This is a genomic window from Methyloprofundus sp., from assembly GCF_965251085.1.
Classification (GTDB): Bacteria; Pseudomonadota; Gammaproteobacteria; order Methylococcales; family Methylomonadaceae; genus Methyloprofundus.
In genome coordinates this window covers 4,800,192-4,816,583 of record NZ_OZ252594.1, presented here as the reverse complement: position 1 = coordinate 4,816,583, position 16,392 = coordinate 4,800,192, and the positions used below count along the sequence as shown (strand labels likewise).

Annotated in this window: 16 protein-coding genes and 1 pseudogene; 2 read left to right on the top strand and 15 right to left on the bottom strand. The window is 38.1% G+C overall.

Features of this window, described 5'->3' with window-relative positions:
* Nucleotides 1–22: 22 nt before the first annotated feature.
* Both tnpB and tnpA read right to left on the bottom strand, forming a co-directional pair.
* Nucleotides 23–388, bottom strand: a complete 366-nt coding sequence (gene tnpB / locus ACQY3F_RS22760) for an IS66 family insertion sequence element accessory protein TnpB (protein ID WP_428353150.1) — start codon at nucleotides 386–388, stop codon at nucleotides 23–25.
* Entirely contained in the window at nucleotides 385–702 is a 318-nt protein-coding gene (gene tnpA, locus ACQY3F_RS22755; RefSeq protein ID WP_428352923.1) for an IS66 family insertion sequence element accessory protein TnpA, read from the bottom strand. Before tnpA ends, tnpB begins: the two co-directional genes overlap by 4 nt.
* Before the next feature lie 99 nt (nucleotides 703–801).
* On the opposite strand from tnpA, the pseudogene ACQY3F_RS22750 reads away from it, so the two are divergent.
* Nucleotides 802–1,656: pseudogene (locus ACQY3F_RS22750) on the top strand (IS110 family transposase); the annotation flags it as partial.
* Nucleotides 1,657–1,804: 148 nt separating this feature from the next.
* Here ACQY3F_RS22750 and ACQY3F_RS22745 read toward each other — a convergent pair.
* The 10 genes from ACQY3F_RS22745 to ACQY3F_RS22700 form a co-directional block, all read right to left on the bottom strand.
* Nucleotides 1,805–2,158 carry a type II toxin-antitoxin system PemK/MazF family toxin gene (locus ACQY3F_RS22745; protein WP_428357442.1) on the bottom strand — a complete coding sequence of 118 codons (354 nt, stop codon included), beginning with the start codon at nucleotides 2,156–2,158 and terminating at the stop codon, nucleotides 1,805–1,807.
* Nucleotides 2,158–2,421, bottom strand: a complete 264-nt coding sequence (locus ACQY3F_RS22740) for an AbrB/MazE/SpoVT family DNA-binding domain-containing protein (protein ID WP_428357441.1) — start codon at nucleotides 2,419–2,421, stop codon at nucleotides 2,158–2,160. Before ACQY3F_RS22740 ends, ACQY3F_RS22745 begins: the two co-directional genes overlap by 1 nt.
* Before the next feature lie 355 nt (nucleotides 2,422–2,776).
* A complete protein-coding gene (locus tag ACQY3F_RS22735; RefSeq protein ID WP_428357439.1) occupies nucleotides 2,777–3,424 on the bottom strand; it encodes a nucleotidyl transferase AbiEii/AbiGii toxin family protein in 648 nt (215 codons plus the stop codon).
* Complete coding sequence (locus ACQY3F_RS22730; RefSeq protein WP_428357438.1) at nucleotides 3,387–4,484, bottom strand: transposase; 1,098 nt, start codon at nucleotides 4,482–4,484, stop codon at nucleotides 3,387–3,389. Before ACQY3F_RS22730 ends, ACQY3F_RS22735 begins: the two co-directional genes overlap by 38 nt.
* Nucleotides 4,485–4,575: 91 nt before the next feature.
* On the bottom strand, nucleotides 4,576–5,535 hold the full coding sequence (locus ACQY3F_RS22725; protein WP_428357797.1) for an EpsG family protein: 960 nt from the start codon (nucleotides 5,533–5,535) through the stop codon (nucleotides 4,576–4,578).
* A gap of 82 nt (nucleotides 5,536–5,617) precedes the next feature.
* Entirely contained in the window at nucleotides 5,618–5,824 is a 207-nt protein-coding gene (locus ACQY3F_RS22720; RefSeq protein WP_428357437.1) for a hypothetical protein, read from the bottom strand.
* 130 nt (nucleotides 5,825–5,954) lie between these two features.
* On the bottom strand, nucleotides 5,955–7,061 hold the full coding sequence (locus ACQY3F_RS22715; protein WP_428357436.1) for a glycosyltransferase family 4 protein: 1,107 nt from the start codon (nucleotides 7,059–7,061) through the stop codon (nucleotides 5,955–5,957).
* A gap of 8 nt (nucleotides 7,062–7,069) precedes the next feature.
* Nucleotides 7,070–8,194: a glycosyltransferase gene (locus ACQY3F_RS22710; RefSeq protein WP_428357434.1), complete on the bottom strand. Its 1,125-nt coding sequence runs from the start codon at nucleotides 8,192–8,194 to the stop codon at nucleotides 7,070–7,072.
* Between the two features lie 82 nt (nucleotides 8,195–8,276).
* Complete coding sequence (locus ACQY3F_RS22705) at nucleotides 8,277–9,371, bottom strand: glycosyltransferase (protein WP_428357432.1); 1,095 nt, start codon at nucleotides 9,369–9,371, stop codon at nucleotides 8,277–8,279.
* Nucleotides 9,372–9,407: 36 nt separating this feature from the next.
* Nucleotides 9,408–9,641, bottom strand: a complete 234-nt coding sequence (locus ACQY3F_RS22700; RefSeq protein WP_428357430.1) for a hypothetical protein — start codon at nucleotides 9,639–9,641, stop codon at nucleotides 9,408–9,410.
* Nucleotides 9,642–9,741: 100 nt separating this feature from the next.
* Here ACQY3F_RS22700 and ACQY3F_RS22695 point away from each other — a divergent pair.
* A protein-coding gene (locus ACQY3F_RS22695) for an IS3 family transposase (RefSeq protein ID WP_428357428.1) occupies nucleotides 9,742–11,315 on the top strand; the annotation gives its coding sequence in 2 pieces (ribosomal slippage) (nucleotides 9,742–10,216 and nucleotides 10,216–11,315; 1,575 coding nt in all).
* Between the two features lie 153 nt (nucleotides 11,316–11,468).
* Here the strand turns inward: ACQY3F_RS22695 and ACQY3F_RS22690 are convergent.
* From ACQY3F_RS22690 to ACQY3F_RS22680, 3 genes are all read right to left on the bottom strand, one after another.
* Nucleotides 11,469–12,203, bottom strand: a complete 735-nt coding sequence (locus tag ACQY3F_RS22690) for a hypothetical protein (protein WP_428357426.1) — start codon at nucleotides 12,201–12,203, stop codon at nucleotides 11,469–11,471.
* The gene (locus ACQY3F_RS22685) at nucleotides 12,175–13,674 is read right to left on the bottom strand and encodes an MBOAT family O-acyltransferase (protein WP_428357424.1); all 1,500 of its coding nucleotides are present in this window, start codon (nucleotides 13,672–13,674) and stop codon (nucleotides 12,175–12,177) included. The genes ACQY3F_RS22690 and ACQY3F_RS22685 overlap by 29 nt, the downstream gene beginning before the upstream one ends.
* 462 nt (nucleotides 13,675–14,136) lie before the next feature.
* Entirely contained in the window at nucleotides 14,137–16,368 is a 2,232-nt protein-coding gene (locus tag ACQY3F_RS22680) for an IS4 family transposase (protein ID WP_428354849.1), read from the bottom strand.
* Nucleotides 16,369–16,392 lie beyond the last annotated feature (24 nt).

Genomic DNA, 16,392 nt, shown 5'->3' with positions numbered 1-16,392 from the left:
GCAATAATGAACACAAAAACAGCTAAAAAACAGACTCATATTGAAGTTTTTTATGACCTTTCATCGCGCTAATATCAAAGCCATCCAGCAGCCAGTTTAACGGCTGGCCTGTTAAGGTTAATGTCTCTTCCTCACCCTTAGGCCACTTAAATGTTTCTTCTACCAATGACTTGTAATAAAGGACAAAACCATTATCTTCCCAAAACAGGCATTTAATCTTATTCCGCCGTTTATTCGTAAAGGCATAGAGAGCCCCCTCAAAAGGATTATGCCCTAACTCACATTCAACAATCGCCGATAAGCCCCGATGTGACTTACGAAAATCAATGGGCTGCCGATACAGATACACTTCTGTCAAAGACAGAGAGGGACGCATAACAACCGTCATCGCAACAGCTCAAGCAGTGGTTGAATACACGGCATAGTATCCTGCGTAATACCTTCCAACCGAATACCATCATTAAATTGCAAAGATAATCCTGGGACTGGCGCAGATGAACGATCCCCGTCAACCCGAATACGTGTAAACCCTGTAGGGGAAGTAGTCGGCTTTACAGTCGATTTACGTTTCCAGTAGCCTAACTTTTGCGGACATAAATCATGCTGTCGACAATAAGCTACCTGTGATTGGCCTGATGCCTGCCAGTGCTCTATGTGAATAGGCCAGAAAGTCTTTGCCTGTATTTTTTCTAACGCTGCCATTTAAAATTCCCCGTGGTATTTAACAATGGGGATAGTTTGGCATTAATCTGAGTTGCCGTGAAGTACGCTGACTATTGAGCGCTTACACTTAAAGGAGAAACAAAGGTTTGCATTGAGGCAACAGGGGTCTATCATTTTGATTTAGCTGTCGCCCTTAGCAGGGCTGATAATATTGAGGTGATGGTTATTAACCCTAAGGCTGCACACAATTTTTTTAAAGTATTAATGACACGCAGCAAAACCGATACGATTGATGCAGGGAATTTAGCTATTTATGCTGAAAGAATGCCTTTTGACGCCTGGGAACGTCCAGCCGATGAATGTATCAGCTTAAAAGCCACTGCGCGCCGTATTGCAGCTCTAAATAAGCAAAAAACACAAACTAAAAACCAGCTTCATGCTTTAGTATCAACCGTGGAAACACCTGCACTGGTCATTGAACAGACGGAAAAGTTGATTGATATATTAGATGCACAAATTAAAACCCTTCGCGACAGTGCTCTTAATATCATTCATCAAAATGAAGAGCTGGAGCAGGCTTATACATTAATCACTGGAATCAAAGGGATTGCACAAGCCTCAGCCGTACAAATACTAAGTGAGCTTATGATCTTACCTAAGGATATGACTGCTCGGCAATGGGTTGCTCATGCGGGGCTGGACCCAAGGATCTTTGATTCAGGGAGTAGCGTGTCTAAGAAGCCACGTATCAGTAAGGTAGGGAATAAATATATTCGCCAGGCCTTGTATATGCCTGCACTGGTTTCGAGCCGCTTCGAGCCAAATATTAAAGGCTATTATCATCACTTAATTGATGATAACGGCTTAAAAAAAGTACAAGCCGTCTGTGCTGTAATGCGTAAATTATTGCACGCCATCCATGGCATGTTACGGACGAATAAAGAATTTGATGGAGCGCGTTTTTATACGCTGCCCATCACTACAGATTCATAAAAAATATGAGTATTTGTAAATTTACGCTTGCGTTTTAATAGAGTATCTACAGTGTTTATTTTGCTGTAACTATTCAGCTTGTCTAAGTAGTTACAAAAACTTTTCATTAAAGGCAATACCTCGGCAGCAATAACCAGACCTATTTCCTTTAATTTTCAATCAGTAAGTCGGCACCAATAAGAGGGATAATTCTAACTAAAACCTGTTCCATTACTGACTCTTCAGCAGAAGTAACCAGTTTGGCTTTTCTATCTTTCCATGATAATGTTTGGATTAAATTAGCTGCTACAACAGAAGGCTTATCTAAATTATTAATTTTAACCTCAGTAATCCCGCCTCGAATACTTGTGCTAATAGGGCAACAAATTAATAGGCCCGTTTTCTGATTATAGCCTTGAGAAGATAAAACTAATACAGGGTGATACTTTCCAGTCTCATTGCCTTTAGTGGGTTCAAAATCTAACCAAACAATATCATTTCGTTGTGGAATAAATCTTGACATTATTCACCAAGCTCAATATTCAAAGCTGATGCGAGATTGTCAGCATGCGCCAAAGAGGGTGTTAGCTCTTTCAAAAGCTCTTGTTCGGTAAAAGGAAGGTTAAATACTTTACGCTTTGGCTTAGCGATTTCTTCAATAATGATCTTTCGATCTTTGACCTCAATTGAAATGGAGCTACCCGTACTGATGTGTGCAGCAGCAAGAATTTTACTTGGTAATCTAACAGCTGCACTATTACCCCATTTCTTAACCATTGTTTCCATGATAGATACTCGCTAATAAATGAAAAACAACTTTATTCTAAATTAAATAGGGTGTCAACTTATGTATATACTTTAAAAATAAAGCGCCGATAGCTCAGATAAAAAAATAATGCTGAAACAATCACTGCGCAATATCTGCCATTAAGAAAACAGGATGTGCTGAGGAACGAAGCACATCATTTACAGTTGATGCGCTTCCTTGCCGTCAGCACATCCTACATCAAATTGCTTAACTTGATCCTAGTTGATACATCTAACGTTAATGTAATATTTGAGATAAACCTGTTTGCCTGAAAGGCGAAGGTTTTAAGCTTACGAATGGAAAATAAAAAATCACATGAATACCTTGTTTAGATTAAAAGTAAATACCTGACCCTTTTTTCTTCAGCTCTTCTTCAAAATAAGCCCTGATTTCATTTTTACTAATATCAACTGCCGGGTCAAGATGCAAAATATTATCATCGTCTATATCATCAATATAAACCAAAGCAACAGCAAATAATTTAAAACTAATCCCTTCTACAATCCCCTGTGAACTCTCAAAAATCTCTTTAAGAGTGAGCGCAGACTTAGCTATAAAATATAAGTCATAATAATCTCTATACTGTGCTCTCAAAAATAGAGTATTTACTTTCATTGCTGCAATCGCCTTAATAGGGGATAAATTAAAGGCTTCAATTTTTTCAGGTTTCAAAAAAGTCCACTTTGCATTAAAAAAGGTCACTTTAACGCCATTGATAAGTACATCAATCTGAACATTAGATTGGTTGATAATTTCTTTATGCTCAAATGCTTTCAAATAAGCAAAAATCTCCTCTTTATTAAAAGAATCGCTATAAGTAAAAAAATCTAAATCTTCACTTTTCCGGTGACACAAATGCAAAGCCAATGCAGAACCACCGACTAAAACATAATTTCTCAAAAAAACCGCACTTTCAATTAATGTAAGCAATAAGTTTTTCGTATCAACCAGCAAGTAATCTAAGTTTTTCAGCCCTGGCACTTTTCATATCCTCGAAATAGTTACTTTCAATATCCATAGATAAAAAAAATCTGCCAATAAACAAATTTAATCGAATAAATCGTTTATCATCAACCATTTTTTCCATCCAGACCTGCTTCATATTTTTTAGGCCAAACAACTTAAAAGAAATAACAAGATCATCAAACTCAGCATATTTCAACAGAGCCTCACACAATGCTTTTTCCCCTAGTTGTTCATAGCTAATCTCTTTAGAATAACTCCAAAATAAACCTTTATCTTGTAATTTTTTGAATAATGAGATTTTAACCCGCTCCTGTTTAACCACCTTAGAAATCAAGACATTCGAAACGCCTAAGTAATTAGCGAGTTCACTCTGCATATAACCATCAGAAATGGCTTTGATGATATTTTTATTTCTGATCTTTATGTCACAATTTAAAAGAACATAGTTACTCAGGGCTTGGTTTTTAAGCCTTATGATACCAGCCTTGCTTTTTTTAAACCTAGCCTGAAAAACATCTGAAATAGACTTTTCATCTTTTTCATTAATTATACTTTCAGTCCCACCTAGCAAACCTGCACTCTTGTCAAGATTAGTGAGCATATTGAGATTCAAGCACTGCACTTTACTTACTTCACCTCGCTTCTTTAAGAAAAAAGAAGAAGCATATTTAAAATCACCAACTTTATGAGTAACTCTCGCTTTTACAGGATTAAGCTCAATATATTTAATTAAACTAAAAAGATAGGACTCATCATAAACAAACCATGATTTAAACCGCCCCTGCCAAAGAGGCCCAACACGTTTGTATTTTTTATTAAAATAAACAGAATATTTTGAATTTATTTGCCTCATTAACAAAGATAAATTTTTACTGCTGATCTCAATTAAAAAATGATAATGATTATCCATTAAACAAAAAGAATGCATGATAAATGAATAAGTTTCAGCACTTTCATCAATGATCTTAATAAAATGATCACGATCATCATCATTTAAAAAAATATCCCGTCTCTCCACACCTCTATTAATAATGTGATAAAAACCTATTTCTTCAACCCTGATTCGCCTAGACATAACACAACAAATTCATACATAATAAAATACAATCATACCTTTTTTAGCTTAAAAGTAAACACCTGACCCTTTTCAATGACCCTTTTCAAAATCACTGAAAAATCACATTATGGTAAGGCACCCAATAGTGAGCATGAGAGGCATAATTTAACCAAACAAAAAGAACAAGCGTATATCCTAATACAATCCCTGTGGTCATCGCCCCGACAGAAAAACTCTTTTTCGCCAAATAAGGTAACCGAGAGAACACAGCGACCTGAATAGGTATCAAATAAAGCGCCATCCGATCCACTGCCGTAGAAGCAAAACCTACCATAAAAAAACAAACAATAGAAGCCAATGCCATCCATAACCAAAGCATAGGGTTAGGAAAGCTTTGTTTCCAACGTTTCCAATAAAGCAATAAAAACAGGCTAGGAACTAAATTCATAAATACGCGAATTTTAGCACCTTGAGATTCCATCTGTACTTCAACATAGTTGTGCCATAAGTTCTCTTGTTCTTCTGCAAGTAGCCCATACCAAGCTCCAACGAACACAAGTATGACTCCCACCACTCTCAACATAATTCCTTTTCCATAAAGAAATATTCCAAAGGGAATCATCAACACAGCCGTTTTATGAAAAAGTGTAGCTATTAAAATGAATACCAGATAATGCTTGAATTGCCCACGTTCAAGATAAGCCAAGGCAAAGAAAAACAAGCCAACAGCCACAGCTTGCCGTGTATAACCCATCCCCACAACAATGATCAAATAAGGAACCGCTACTGCAAATGCAAGCCAGGGATAAATTTGCTGACGGCAGAACACAATCAAACCCGAGGTAAAAATAATGGCACAAACTAGATTTACACCATAAATCCCCCACCCCCAACTAGCCATAAGCCAATTAATATAAGCATATCCTGGGTCACCTATGCCTAAGGCTTTTTGCAATGTTACCGAAGAAATGCTATCGAACCGACGTATATAGCTTGCCCAATCTCCACCGACCTGCTCCCGGAACCCTATCAGTATAATCATGAAAAAACCCAAGATGATCCAAGGCATCAAATTCACGGACCTGCGATAATTTGATGCTGACAAAGCAGGTATTGCCACAACCAAAAACATAAGCCAGTAGGTAACCATACTAAGCCTCTACCTTTTGACTTTTCAGCAAAACATGAAATCCCACAACAGCCAATAGTGACTGCTGCCCGTTTTGATTACCTAAAACAAGTTCTACCCATATTAGCCCTTGATAAATATAATTCCTCAGAAACGAATAAATAGGCTCAAGCATATAATTTACCCAGTCTTGCAATGGACATTGACGATAGTTAGCTCTATTTTTCATATTCACCGCGAAGCAATCAAAATTTAAATATCTATATCGTTTCATTCTCATCTTTAGCAAAATGTAACAAATCTAGTCAATCGAAACAAAATGAAAATATAGATATATGGCTTGATTATTTAACTCCACGTTACAATATAGACTTGTATACATCGGCCAGATCCCCTGCAATTTTCTTAAACCCAAAGTCCTGAACTCTTTTATTACCATACTTTATCAGGCGCTCAATCTCGCAGGATGACGATAACACTTCGTTAATAACACGCGCAATTGATTCTGGCTGATCATGTGAAAAATAAGCACCTTGCCCCTGAGTAATCTCACGAAAGACTGGTATATCACTGAGAACTATCGGACAATCCGCGGCCATTGCTTCGAGAATAGGTATTCCAAACCCTTCATAAGAAGATGGGAAAATAAATAGCTGGCTTAGCTTGTATGCGCACCTCACTTCCAGGTCGCTTAAACCGCTCAATATCTTCACATAGCCAGAAAGATTTAGCTGTTCGATTTTTTCTTTGATCACAAGCCCTTCACCACTATCATTACCAATAATAACAAGATAACAGGAGCGCCCCTGATCACGTAGCAATGAAATTGCATCAATTAAATTCAGATAATTTTTTCTTTTTTCCAAATGTCCTACTGACAATACAAACTCAGCTGGAAGTGAATATTTTAAACGAAATGCCTGCTGATCAGACACAGAGACATGATCGAATTTACTTGCATTCAGTCCGTTGAAAACCACAGAAATTGGAATATCGGGGTAAAATCCCAGAATCTCTTCCTTCATAGACTGAGAAACAGTAATCACATGGTCAGCCGCCCTCAGTGTCTTGCCAATAATCGCTCTATAAGCAACACGTTCCAGGACAGACCCCCAATCAGAATACATTCTTCGTACATCATGAACAGTCAATAAAGTCTTCCCTTTTGGGAGATTTTCTAGTGGTAAATTAAACCCCTCAAGAAGATCTAAACCTTCATTTCTAATGGCCTTCCCCCAGTAACCAAACTTGCTTACTACCTTCCGTATACGTCCTTCACTTGGAATCGGTGTGCAGCGAACCGATACATTTGGGGCTTCATTAAACCAGGTGCCAACTTTACAATCCACTGGCTCATAAACAATAAACTCAGTGTCTGGAATCAACTCGCCATAAATCCCGAAAAACCGCTGATTTGCTCCAGAGGGACGGTCGTTAAAGCAAGTTGCATTAAGGCCAATTTTCATAAAATTTCTCAGGTGTTCGCTTCAGAAGAGTTGATGCCTAAAACTTCAAAGTGTCTGTTAATAACGGCATCTTCAGAAAAAGAGCTAATAGCTTCTTTTAAAAGCGTCTTTGATATCGGTGACTCCAATGCCTTTTCAATACCTGCAGCCATTGCAACTGGATCGTTTACTGGTACCAGATAACCATATTTGTCATCTTGCAAAACTTCTCGAGGTCCCGTCGGACAGTCTGTTGAAACAGGAGTACACCCACACATCATCGCCTCAATTAAAACATTAGGTAAACCCTCAACATACGATGACAATACAAAAACATCAGCTCGGCTAAAATACTTCAGCGGATTTTCTACATAACCAAAAAGTTTTACTACTGAATTTAGTTCTAATTCACCTATTAATGTCTGTAATTCGCCTCTCATAGGTCCATCACCAAAAATAACAAGCCTAGCTACCCTTGATTTCGTTAGCTCTTTAATTGCTAAAATGAGATCTGTAAACCCCTTCCAGGGTGCTAATCTGCCAGCAGCAACAATAACAGGTTCACTCTTATCAATGAACCAATTCCCATCAACAGGTTCTTGCATTTTTTTCTGCGAATGCTGATCAACTACGATGTTATAAACACAAACATGGGGTGATGAGTTGAATACCGTTTTATATTGCTCAACCATATCTTTCGATACACAGGTTAATACATTCGCTCTTGGCATTACCATACGCATGAGTTGCTTTAGAATCCAGCGTTTGCTAAAAAGAATATTTGAATAGGTATCAAATGGCGTTACCCGTGAAGAACAACTTATTTTTGTTTTGGAACCTGAGAAAATGGTCGCGAATAGAGTGATAGTATTTAGATGGTCTTCGGCAGAAAAAACAATATCAGGCTTGTTCTTTTTTAAATAACCGATCAAAGGAAGTAGCATTCCTCTCACTTGTTGCCTGTTCAGGTGGATCAATCGAACATTATTTACGTCTGGGAAATTATACTTAGGAGCTATATACCCAACTATCAGGTCTACATCATGACCTTTATTAGCAAATGCACGAGCAAATCTTATCTGGGCAAGTGGAACTCCAGCAATTGTAAAATTAGGTGTAACAACACAAATTTTCATTTTTTTAAAATTAATCAATTTTTACAGTAGTTACATCCCAAACAGAGATTGGGATTTTAATATTTAAGAGTAAGTATGTTGAACTTAGCTTCCTAAAAGTTTATTCGGAATAATCATTCATGATCATGTCGAGACGCTCCCTAGCCGCAGCGTATGAGTACAGTGATTCGTAGATTAATCGTAGCTCACTGTCAAATAGGTGCTTGACAATTTCATCAGCCTCTTCAATGGCTACAATAAAATCATCTGCCGAAAGGCAAATACGCCCAACTTGGTCTGCAATCTGTTCATATCCCGTAAAAGCTTCTGGTGTACCAATGATTTTTTTTCCAAACATCAATGCTTCAGCTACCTTGGTTTTCATTCCTGAACCATCAAATATAGGAGCCACTACGAAATAAGCATCATGATACCACTGGGCTAGACTATCAACTTCACCTACAACGACAACATTTTCACTCACTTCTAATTCTTTTTTAAATTTCTCAAACCCTCTGCCAACAATATATGTCTTAATACTGATATGTGGAACAACATGTTCTATAAACCAGAATACACCCGCCTGATTTGCATAAAATGTACCACCCACGAATAATGCAAATTTCTCTGTTATTTTTTTTGCTGGGGCACTAGACCCTATTGGTAATTTATCTTCTAGTGCCATTGGAGCGATATCAGTTGCTGACCTTCCATAAACTCGTTGAAGCAAGTGACTATCTCGTTCATTTAAACAAATAATCTTATCGCTATATTTAACCGACTTTCTCTCGGCCAAATAATTAACCACGAGTACAGCAAAAGCACGTAATGTTTTAACTTGTTTTAATGAACCCCAAAAAAACCTAGCCTCAACATTGTGAAAGAAAGTATAAACCTGAATATTTGGATATTTTGTTTTAACTATTTTGACAAACTGACCAAAATTTGAACCGTCAACAAATATTTTCTCAATATTTTCCATCTGGATCACGCGAAGAGCCTCATCAATAGACTCAGTTGAGAGGCCATCGATATACCCTCTGAATGCAAAAAGAATTGCTTTTGTACCTCTTATAGAATTCTTGGGCAATTCGAATACTGTGCATTGAGCACCATATATTTCCTTGAGAATATTATGATTCAATTTGCATAACAGCTCCCTTCCCCCTCCCGGATATTTATCAATTTTATTCGTCAATAGTAAAACATTATTCATTTGCATTCCTTAATGATTTTCTTATTGTTTAGCATCTTAAAGATCATTTTTAATTACCTGCAGCACTTCCTGTCCTAATACTTTAGAACCTTTTTTATTTATATGGTCTTGATTTACAAAAAATGATTCATCCTCTTTAAAATAATGGTGATAATCTAAAACAGTTACATTCTTTGCTTTAGCCAAATTATATACAAAATCATTCACTTTTATATTATTCTCTTCATTGATTTCGGCAAGATACTCTTTTGTTTGTGGGTTAAAGACCAAATAGACCGCAACCCCTTGTTCTTTAGCTTTAGCAATTGCTTTAGTATCCCCCTATGTCAACATACCTGTCGCCTGTAAAATTTTATTTTAGGAGACAGAAATGGCATTATATAATCAGGAATTCAAAGTACAATCTGTAGAAAAAGCATTATCCAGACGATCTGATCAAACGCTTAACACTATTGCCGATGATTTACGTATTGGTTATTCAACACTTCAAAGATGGATCCACTTAGCCAAGAAGAATAAATTAGAGAAACCCGAAACAAGTATGTCAAAAGAAAAAAGCCCTCAGGATTGGGCTAAAGCACAACGTCTTGAGGCCGTAATGGACTGCCACAGCCTGAACGGCGAGCAGCTTAGCTCATATTGCCGAGAAAATGGAATTTACCCGCATCATGTGAAGGAGTGGAAATCAGATTTTTTATCAGAAAAGCAAGCATCTAATTCTGTTTCCAGGCAAGAACAAAAGAAACTTAAACAAGAAAACAAACGCTTACAGAAAGAGCTCAATCGCAAGGATAGAGCGCTCTCTGAAACAGCCGCCTTACTGGTATTATCAAAAAAGTGCCAAGCGATCTGGGGGGAAAAGGAGGTCGCTTGATCTCCTACCCAGATCGCAAGCAATACTGTGCATTCATTGACGAGGCGGTACAAAATGGCGCAAGACAGCATCTGGCTTGTGAGCTTGTTGGCATTGCATCTCGTACTTATCAACGGTGGAACCAGGGGAAGAAATTATCAGAAGACCAAAGAATTTACAATGATTCTCCTGCGCACAACAAGTTATCAGATGTTATTAGGCAAGACATACTAAGGGTTATTAATTTGCCTGAATATAGCACATTAACCCCTTACCAAATAGTGCCTACTTTATTAGACATCGGTGAATATATTGCATCAGAATCAACATTTTACCGAGTAATGAAAGAGTATAATCAACTTAAACACAGAGGTAAAGGGACAGCAGCTCAGCGTAAGAAACCCCGGTCACTAAAAGCGACTGCAGCCAATGAAATCTATTCCTGGGATATTACCTATTTATTAAGCCCGGTAAAGGGGCAATACTACTATTTGTATATGGTGATGGATATTTACAGCCGGAAAACAGTCGGCTGGCAGGTTCATGATTGTGAATCAAGTGCTCATGCCGCTGATTTGATAGAAGATATTGCCTGCCGAGAAAAAATAGATAAAAACCAGTTGGTGATTCATTCTGACAATGGAAGCCCGATGAAAGGTGCAACATTGAGAGCAAAAATGATTGATTTAGACATCAGTCCTTCGTATAGCCGGCCGCGCGTTAGCAACGACAACCCTTATTCGGAGTCCTTATTTAAAACCGTCAAATATCATTATACCTTCCCAGAAGATCCGTTTACATGTTTAAAAGAAGCAAGAGATTGGGTGGAAGGATTTGTGGATTGGTATAACGATGAACACCAACACAGCGCGATTAAATTTGTAACACCTAATCAACGTCATAATGGCTTAGATAGGGCAATACTGGAGAACAGAAAGAAAGTTATTGAACAAGCGAAGGTGCGTCATCCTGAGCGCTGGAATGGGCGTAATACAAGGAATTTAAGTCCCATAAAGACTGTTTTTCTGAACCCTGATAAGGATGATATTAACTCGGAAGAAAACGAATTAAAGTTGAAAAATGTAGCTTAAGCGAACAATAAAGCAAAAGGCGACATGGGCCGCCTATTACCGTTGACGGTCATCGGCTCCTCAGCCTGTACCGTAATGGAATTATATCATTACCGTTGTAAAAATACCTTGGGGGTTTGGGGGCAAAGCCCCCATGTACTTGCACAGCAATTTTTATATCACAATAATGCGACAGGTTGGTTGACATTTAGCGGTATAATAGTCACGAATGGATTGGTCTATCTTTGATGGAGTATCTAGACGATACGAATGAGTCCGTTTTTTTGCACTTTCCATTTTCTCTTTGTCTGTAAGTTTTGTCCAGGGACTTACTTCTTCTTTCTTCTTGCCGCGTCCAACTAAATAACTTTGAAAATATTTCCTATGGATCACCGGTGCCACATCTGCCTGTAATGAAAGCAATAACGTAGATTTATCATCATACGTATCGGGTTTACTGAATTCATCCAGTGATTCATCTACATGTTTCAGCAGATACAAATATTTATCCGATACTGAAGTATGAAGCACAGAGTCATAACCCAAAATGCTTATATGGTCAACTTCCAATAAAAGCACTTTTAGGTTAGGTGCATACTTGAGTAAATGTGAAACTTTTGCATATGCAACCTGTGGGTACCATGTAGATGAGCGAGCATAATTAAAAAAATAATTCTTATCCATTCTGAATGCATCAGCAGTATGTGAAGTTCCTATAGCTGAGACCTTTATGCCCTCTCCTTCCTGTTGGATGAAGTGAAATATCTTCGCAGAAAGATCATTTTTAAGCACCTTGCGTGAAAAGTCTTCAAAATATACCACATGCAAAACGATGATAAGTAATAGTACAAACGTTGCACTGCGCACGAAAAGTTTATTTCTAGAAATTGAAATATAAGAATTCAACATCGTACCTCCAATACACATTTGCCAAAAAGCTATAGAAAAAGATCATGATTATAAATGCCCAGGAGAGTATAGTTGGTTTAAACTCTTTTAGCATCTCATTACTATTTTTCTTGGCCAAAACCATGACAAAAGCAAACAATAGCAATAACACAACAACGATATCACCGAATTTTATACTCACAGTTTCCGTACCTTCAGAATGAATAATCAAATTTAAAAAACTTGAATTAAGATTCCATACATTACCTGCGATGATCTGCTTTATGTACTGTATGAATGGTATGATATTAATCTCAGTCATTCCTTTCAAAACTTTCAAGGCATCATCCCACTCTTTGGCCCTGAAAAACACCCAGGCAACATTTACGAAGTTAAAGGTAACAAACCATGCCAAGACACTGCTCATCTTAAACCCAAGTTGATTCCATATCCTTTGTATCACCAGTGCTACACCATGCAAGAAACCCCAAAATACAAATGTCCATCCAGCTCCATGCCAAATACCACCAATGATGAATGTTGCCATAAGATTGTTATAGGTTCTAAAGTGTCCTTTTCTGTTACCTCCAAGCGGTATGTAAACATAATCTTTCAAAAATCGGCTAAGCGTAATATGCCAACGTCTCCAAAAATCCTGTATGCTTGTTGCTTTATAGGGTGAATTGAAGTTAATAGGTAATTTAATATTAAAGAGAAGTGCGGTACCGATAGCCATATCAGTATATCCACTAAAATCAAAATAGAGTTGAAAAGTGTATGAAAGACTGGTTATCCACGCTTCAACAAAATGTAAAACTTCTGTCTGATCAAAACCATAATTCGCCCATTTTGCAAAGGTATCGGCAATAACTACTTTTTTAAACAGCCCGATGGCAAAGATAAACAGTCCCATAGCAATATGTCTATAATTTTTCACCAGATTCCATCTCGAAGCAAACTGCGGCATCATCTCTTTGTGATGGACGATGGGTCCTGCTATGAGCTGTGGGAAGAAAGTCACAAAAAGTGCATAATTTAAGAAATCATACTCATGTGTCTCTCCCCTGTAGCTATCGACCAGATACGCGATCTGCTGGAAGGTAAAGAAAGAGATAGCCAAAGGCAGTGCCAAATGGAGTAAAGGGACAGAGGGGTCCATTACAAAATTAATATTTTCTATGAAAAAATCTGCGTATTTAAAGTACCCTAGCAGACCAACATTGGCAATGACTCCAAATGTTAATAATAACTTTTTATTAAGTTGTACTTTTTTAAATTTATTGTTTAATGAATTTCCAACTACATAATTAAAAAGCATCGAAGATAAAATGATCGGCAAATACGCTATGTTCCACCAACTGTAAAAAAAAAGTGAAGCAAATACCAAAAAACCTTTTGCGCCTGTAACCAACCTTTTATTTAAAAGAAAGAAGTAGATAAAAAAAGTGATTGGCAGAAAGAAAAATATAAATTGGTAACTATTGAACAGCATCTATCAAACCCTTCCTCTCGAAGGCGTGTAAAGTAAGCTTACAGTGAAAAACAGTTTCATATTTTATCTTTTATTAGTTTTAAGAAGTTATATATTTTTGGTTTCGAAAGGACTGTATGCCATAGAAAAATTTGTGATATAGATAAACTATTTTTTATATCATTATATACATGTATCTTATACTCCAAAGGAACACTTCTGGCTCTCAAAACCCTATAGTTTACGCCAACTAAATATATATTTATCTCTCTTTTGTATCTATTTTCTGTTTCTTCATTTATTTTTTTCATTGAAGAAATATATTTATCTCTCCATACTCTTATTTTTTGAAAATCTTTTTCTCCTGAAGACCAACTTTCAATATGCCCCCTTCTGTATACAATGTCATTCGTTTAAGAAACACTCCTATTCGGTTAAGAATCAGATAAACTTCAACCCAACCCACATTCTTATGTTAAAAAATCAAGCGCTATTTCTCCGCGTATTCCATTGCTGTGCTGACTGTTTCGATTCTCTTGCGTAATGACGCCCCTTCCTTTTCTTGTGATAGTAACGTGAAATTGAACAAACCAACTCAGTCATCACCTGATTGATGTAAATACTGGGTGCATACAAAATCTCCTCAAGATGTCGGGCTACGGTCGTTAATGTATTTTTAAAGTTCACCTGAATGGTTTGCTCTGCCTCTGATTCTTCATCGACAGGAAGATTCAGCAAACTCGCCAGTAAATGCTCAGAGGCCCTCGCGCAGAGTCGACTCATGGTGATCAACACAAAGTGAGCGTACAGTTCTTGTTTGACCGTGCGCTCACTGCGCCCATGAAAATCATCAACCTCAATCAGGTTTTTACTCACTTTATAAAGCTCCTCAATGCCCCAGCGATCATGATAGACCGATTTCAACGCATCAATGGTGTATTGCTTATCCATTAGCGTGGTGCCAATACAGTAACTCGTGCCATCAATGACATATTTGATGAGACGTATCTTTAGCGGTACAAAGATCATCTGAGGAAATTCTTTTTTGATCTCTCTCTGGCGCGCTTTTGTTGGCATCAGGGTAATGATCTCATCCGTTTTATCACTGTCGATAAATTCATCAATCGCTTTTCCTGCGTGTCTCTTCATTCTAAAAACAGGGTGTACGTCCGCTTGAATGTGCTGGAATAAAGAGGCGTAAGAAAAATAACCGCGATCATAGACGCAAACGTCATTTGGCTCTAGTGTTTGTAAATGCGCCAAAGCACACTTGCGTTCATTGCCATGACTGACCAGATCAAAATCATAGGGGATTTTTGATTTAAGTTGATAGCAGCAACTGAGCAGGCCTTGTGGGTAATGGCTGTTTTGTTGTGGTGTGGCATAACCTGCTTTGATTAATTCTCGGGGCAGATTGATCTTGCTACCATCCACTCCAAACAGGCGATGTCCCAACCAGCGTTCTGATGTTTTCTCAGGACAGGCCTGGATAATGCGCTGGTTCAACTCGATAAAAATGGATTCATTCAGTTTTTTACGTGCCTCGGTAAAGGATGAGGCTGAAATGGCTTGTTTTTGGGGCAAGGGAAACTTCATCCGATGGCAATTGTGCCAGAATTCGGTAATGGTGGTGCCATAGCTCTGTGTGTTTTTTGAAAAAACCAGGCGAAAAATAAGAAAAACCAGTAATAATGAGTCTATCACCCGTTTGCGTTTTTGCCAGGTGGCATCGTAGGCAAGAGCCACCTCAGAGATGATATTGACAACCTTGCCCCATAAGTTTAAAAAGTCGTCATCAATGATCGATTTTTTTTGGCTGACAGGTTCATTTTTCAATACGGCTCTAAAGTGTGGATTAAGCGGAAAAACAAACAACTTCTTAATGGTGCCCTCTTTATTATCCGTCGCTTTTTGCCAGTCTTTGCCACTGGTTTCACCGATATGTGACCAATTAGCAGCGAGATAACAGGTGCCGTGGTATTGCGTGGTGTCCACAAAGGTTTCAATCAAGACGGGACGGTAAGCGTGCGTTTTATCCCAATCATCTGCAATTTGACGAGTCACGATAGATAAGGCGTGACTGGCTAAATTTTTGACTTTGACCCAGGGTAAAATCAAAAAACGGGTGTTATTAATGATCAGGTTTAAGCGTTGCTCCCTATCTTTCGTTTGCCAGCCAATCCAGTGATCACGGTCAGCCAGGTGCCAGACAGAGGCTGAAAACTGCAGGCAACCCAGGATTTGTCGTGTCGGTGTATTGGAGATGATAAAGTATTTTAAGGCCGCACCGATAGGATGACGATAACCCAGGTAATGATGCCGATCAACGAGCTCATTCCAAAGCGCGACATCCGCCTTATCTGTGACAACCTCTAATTCTATAGGCCCCAAGGAACTGAGCTCACATTCAATAGGTACACCAGGAACCGATTGTGATGTCCAGATGATCGGTTTTGATTCGCGTTTCTTTTGAACGCGTTTTACCGGTAAGCTGATATAGCCCAATTTTTCCAGCTTAGCTAAGGCGCTTAGGCAGGCATTAATTTTATTGCGTTTTTTTGCCGTGACCCAGTGCAAATGTTCGCATAGCGTTTCGGCAAGTTCGGTCAGGCTTAAGTTGGGGAACGTGTTAACGGTTTGCTGAACGTAGGCGAGTTCTTTTTTAGAAAAATAACGAGCAGAAAGTGTAAGGGGTTGGGTAATAGCTGTTGTCATTATGTTGCCTGCCTGCAAAAATTA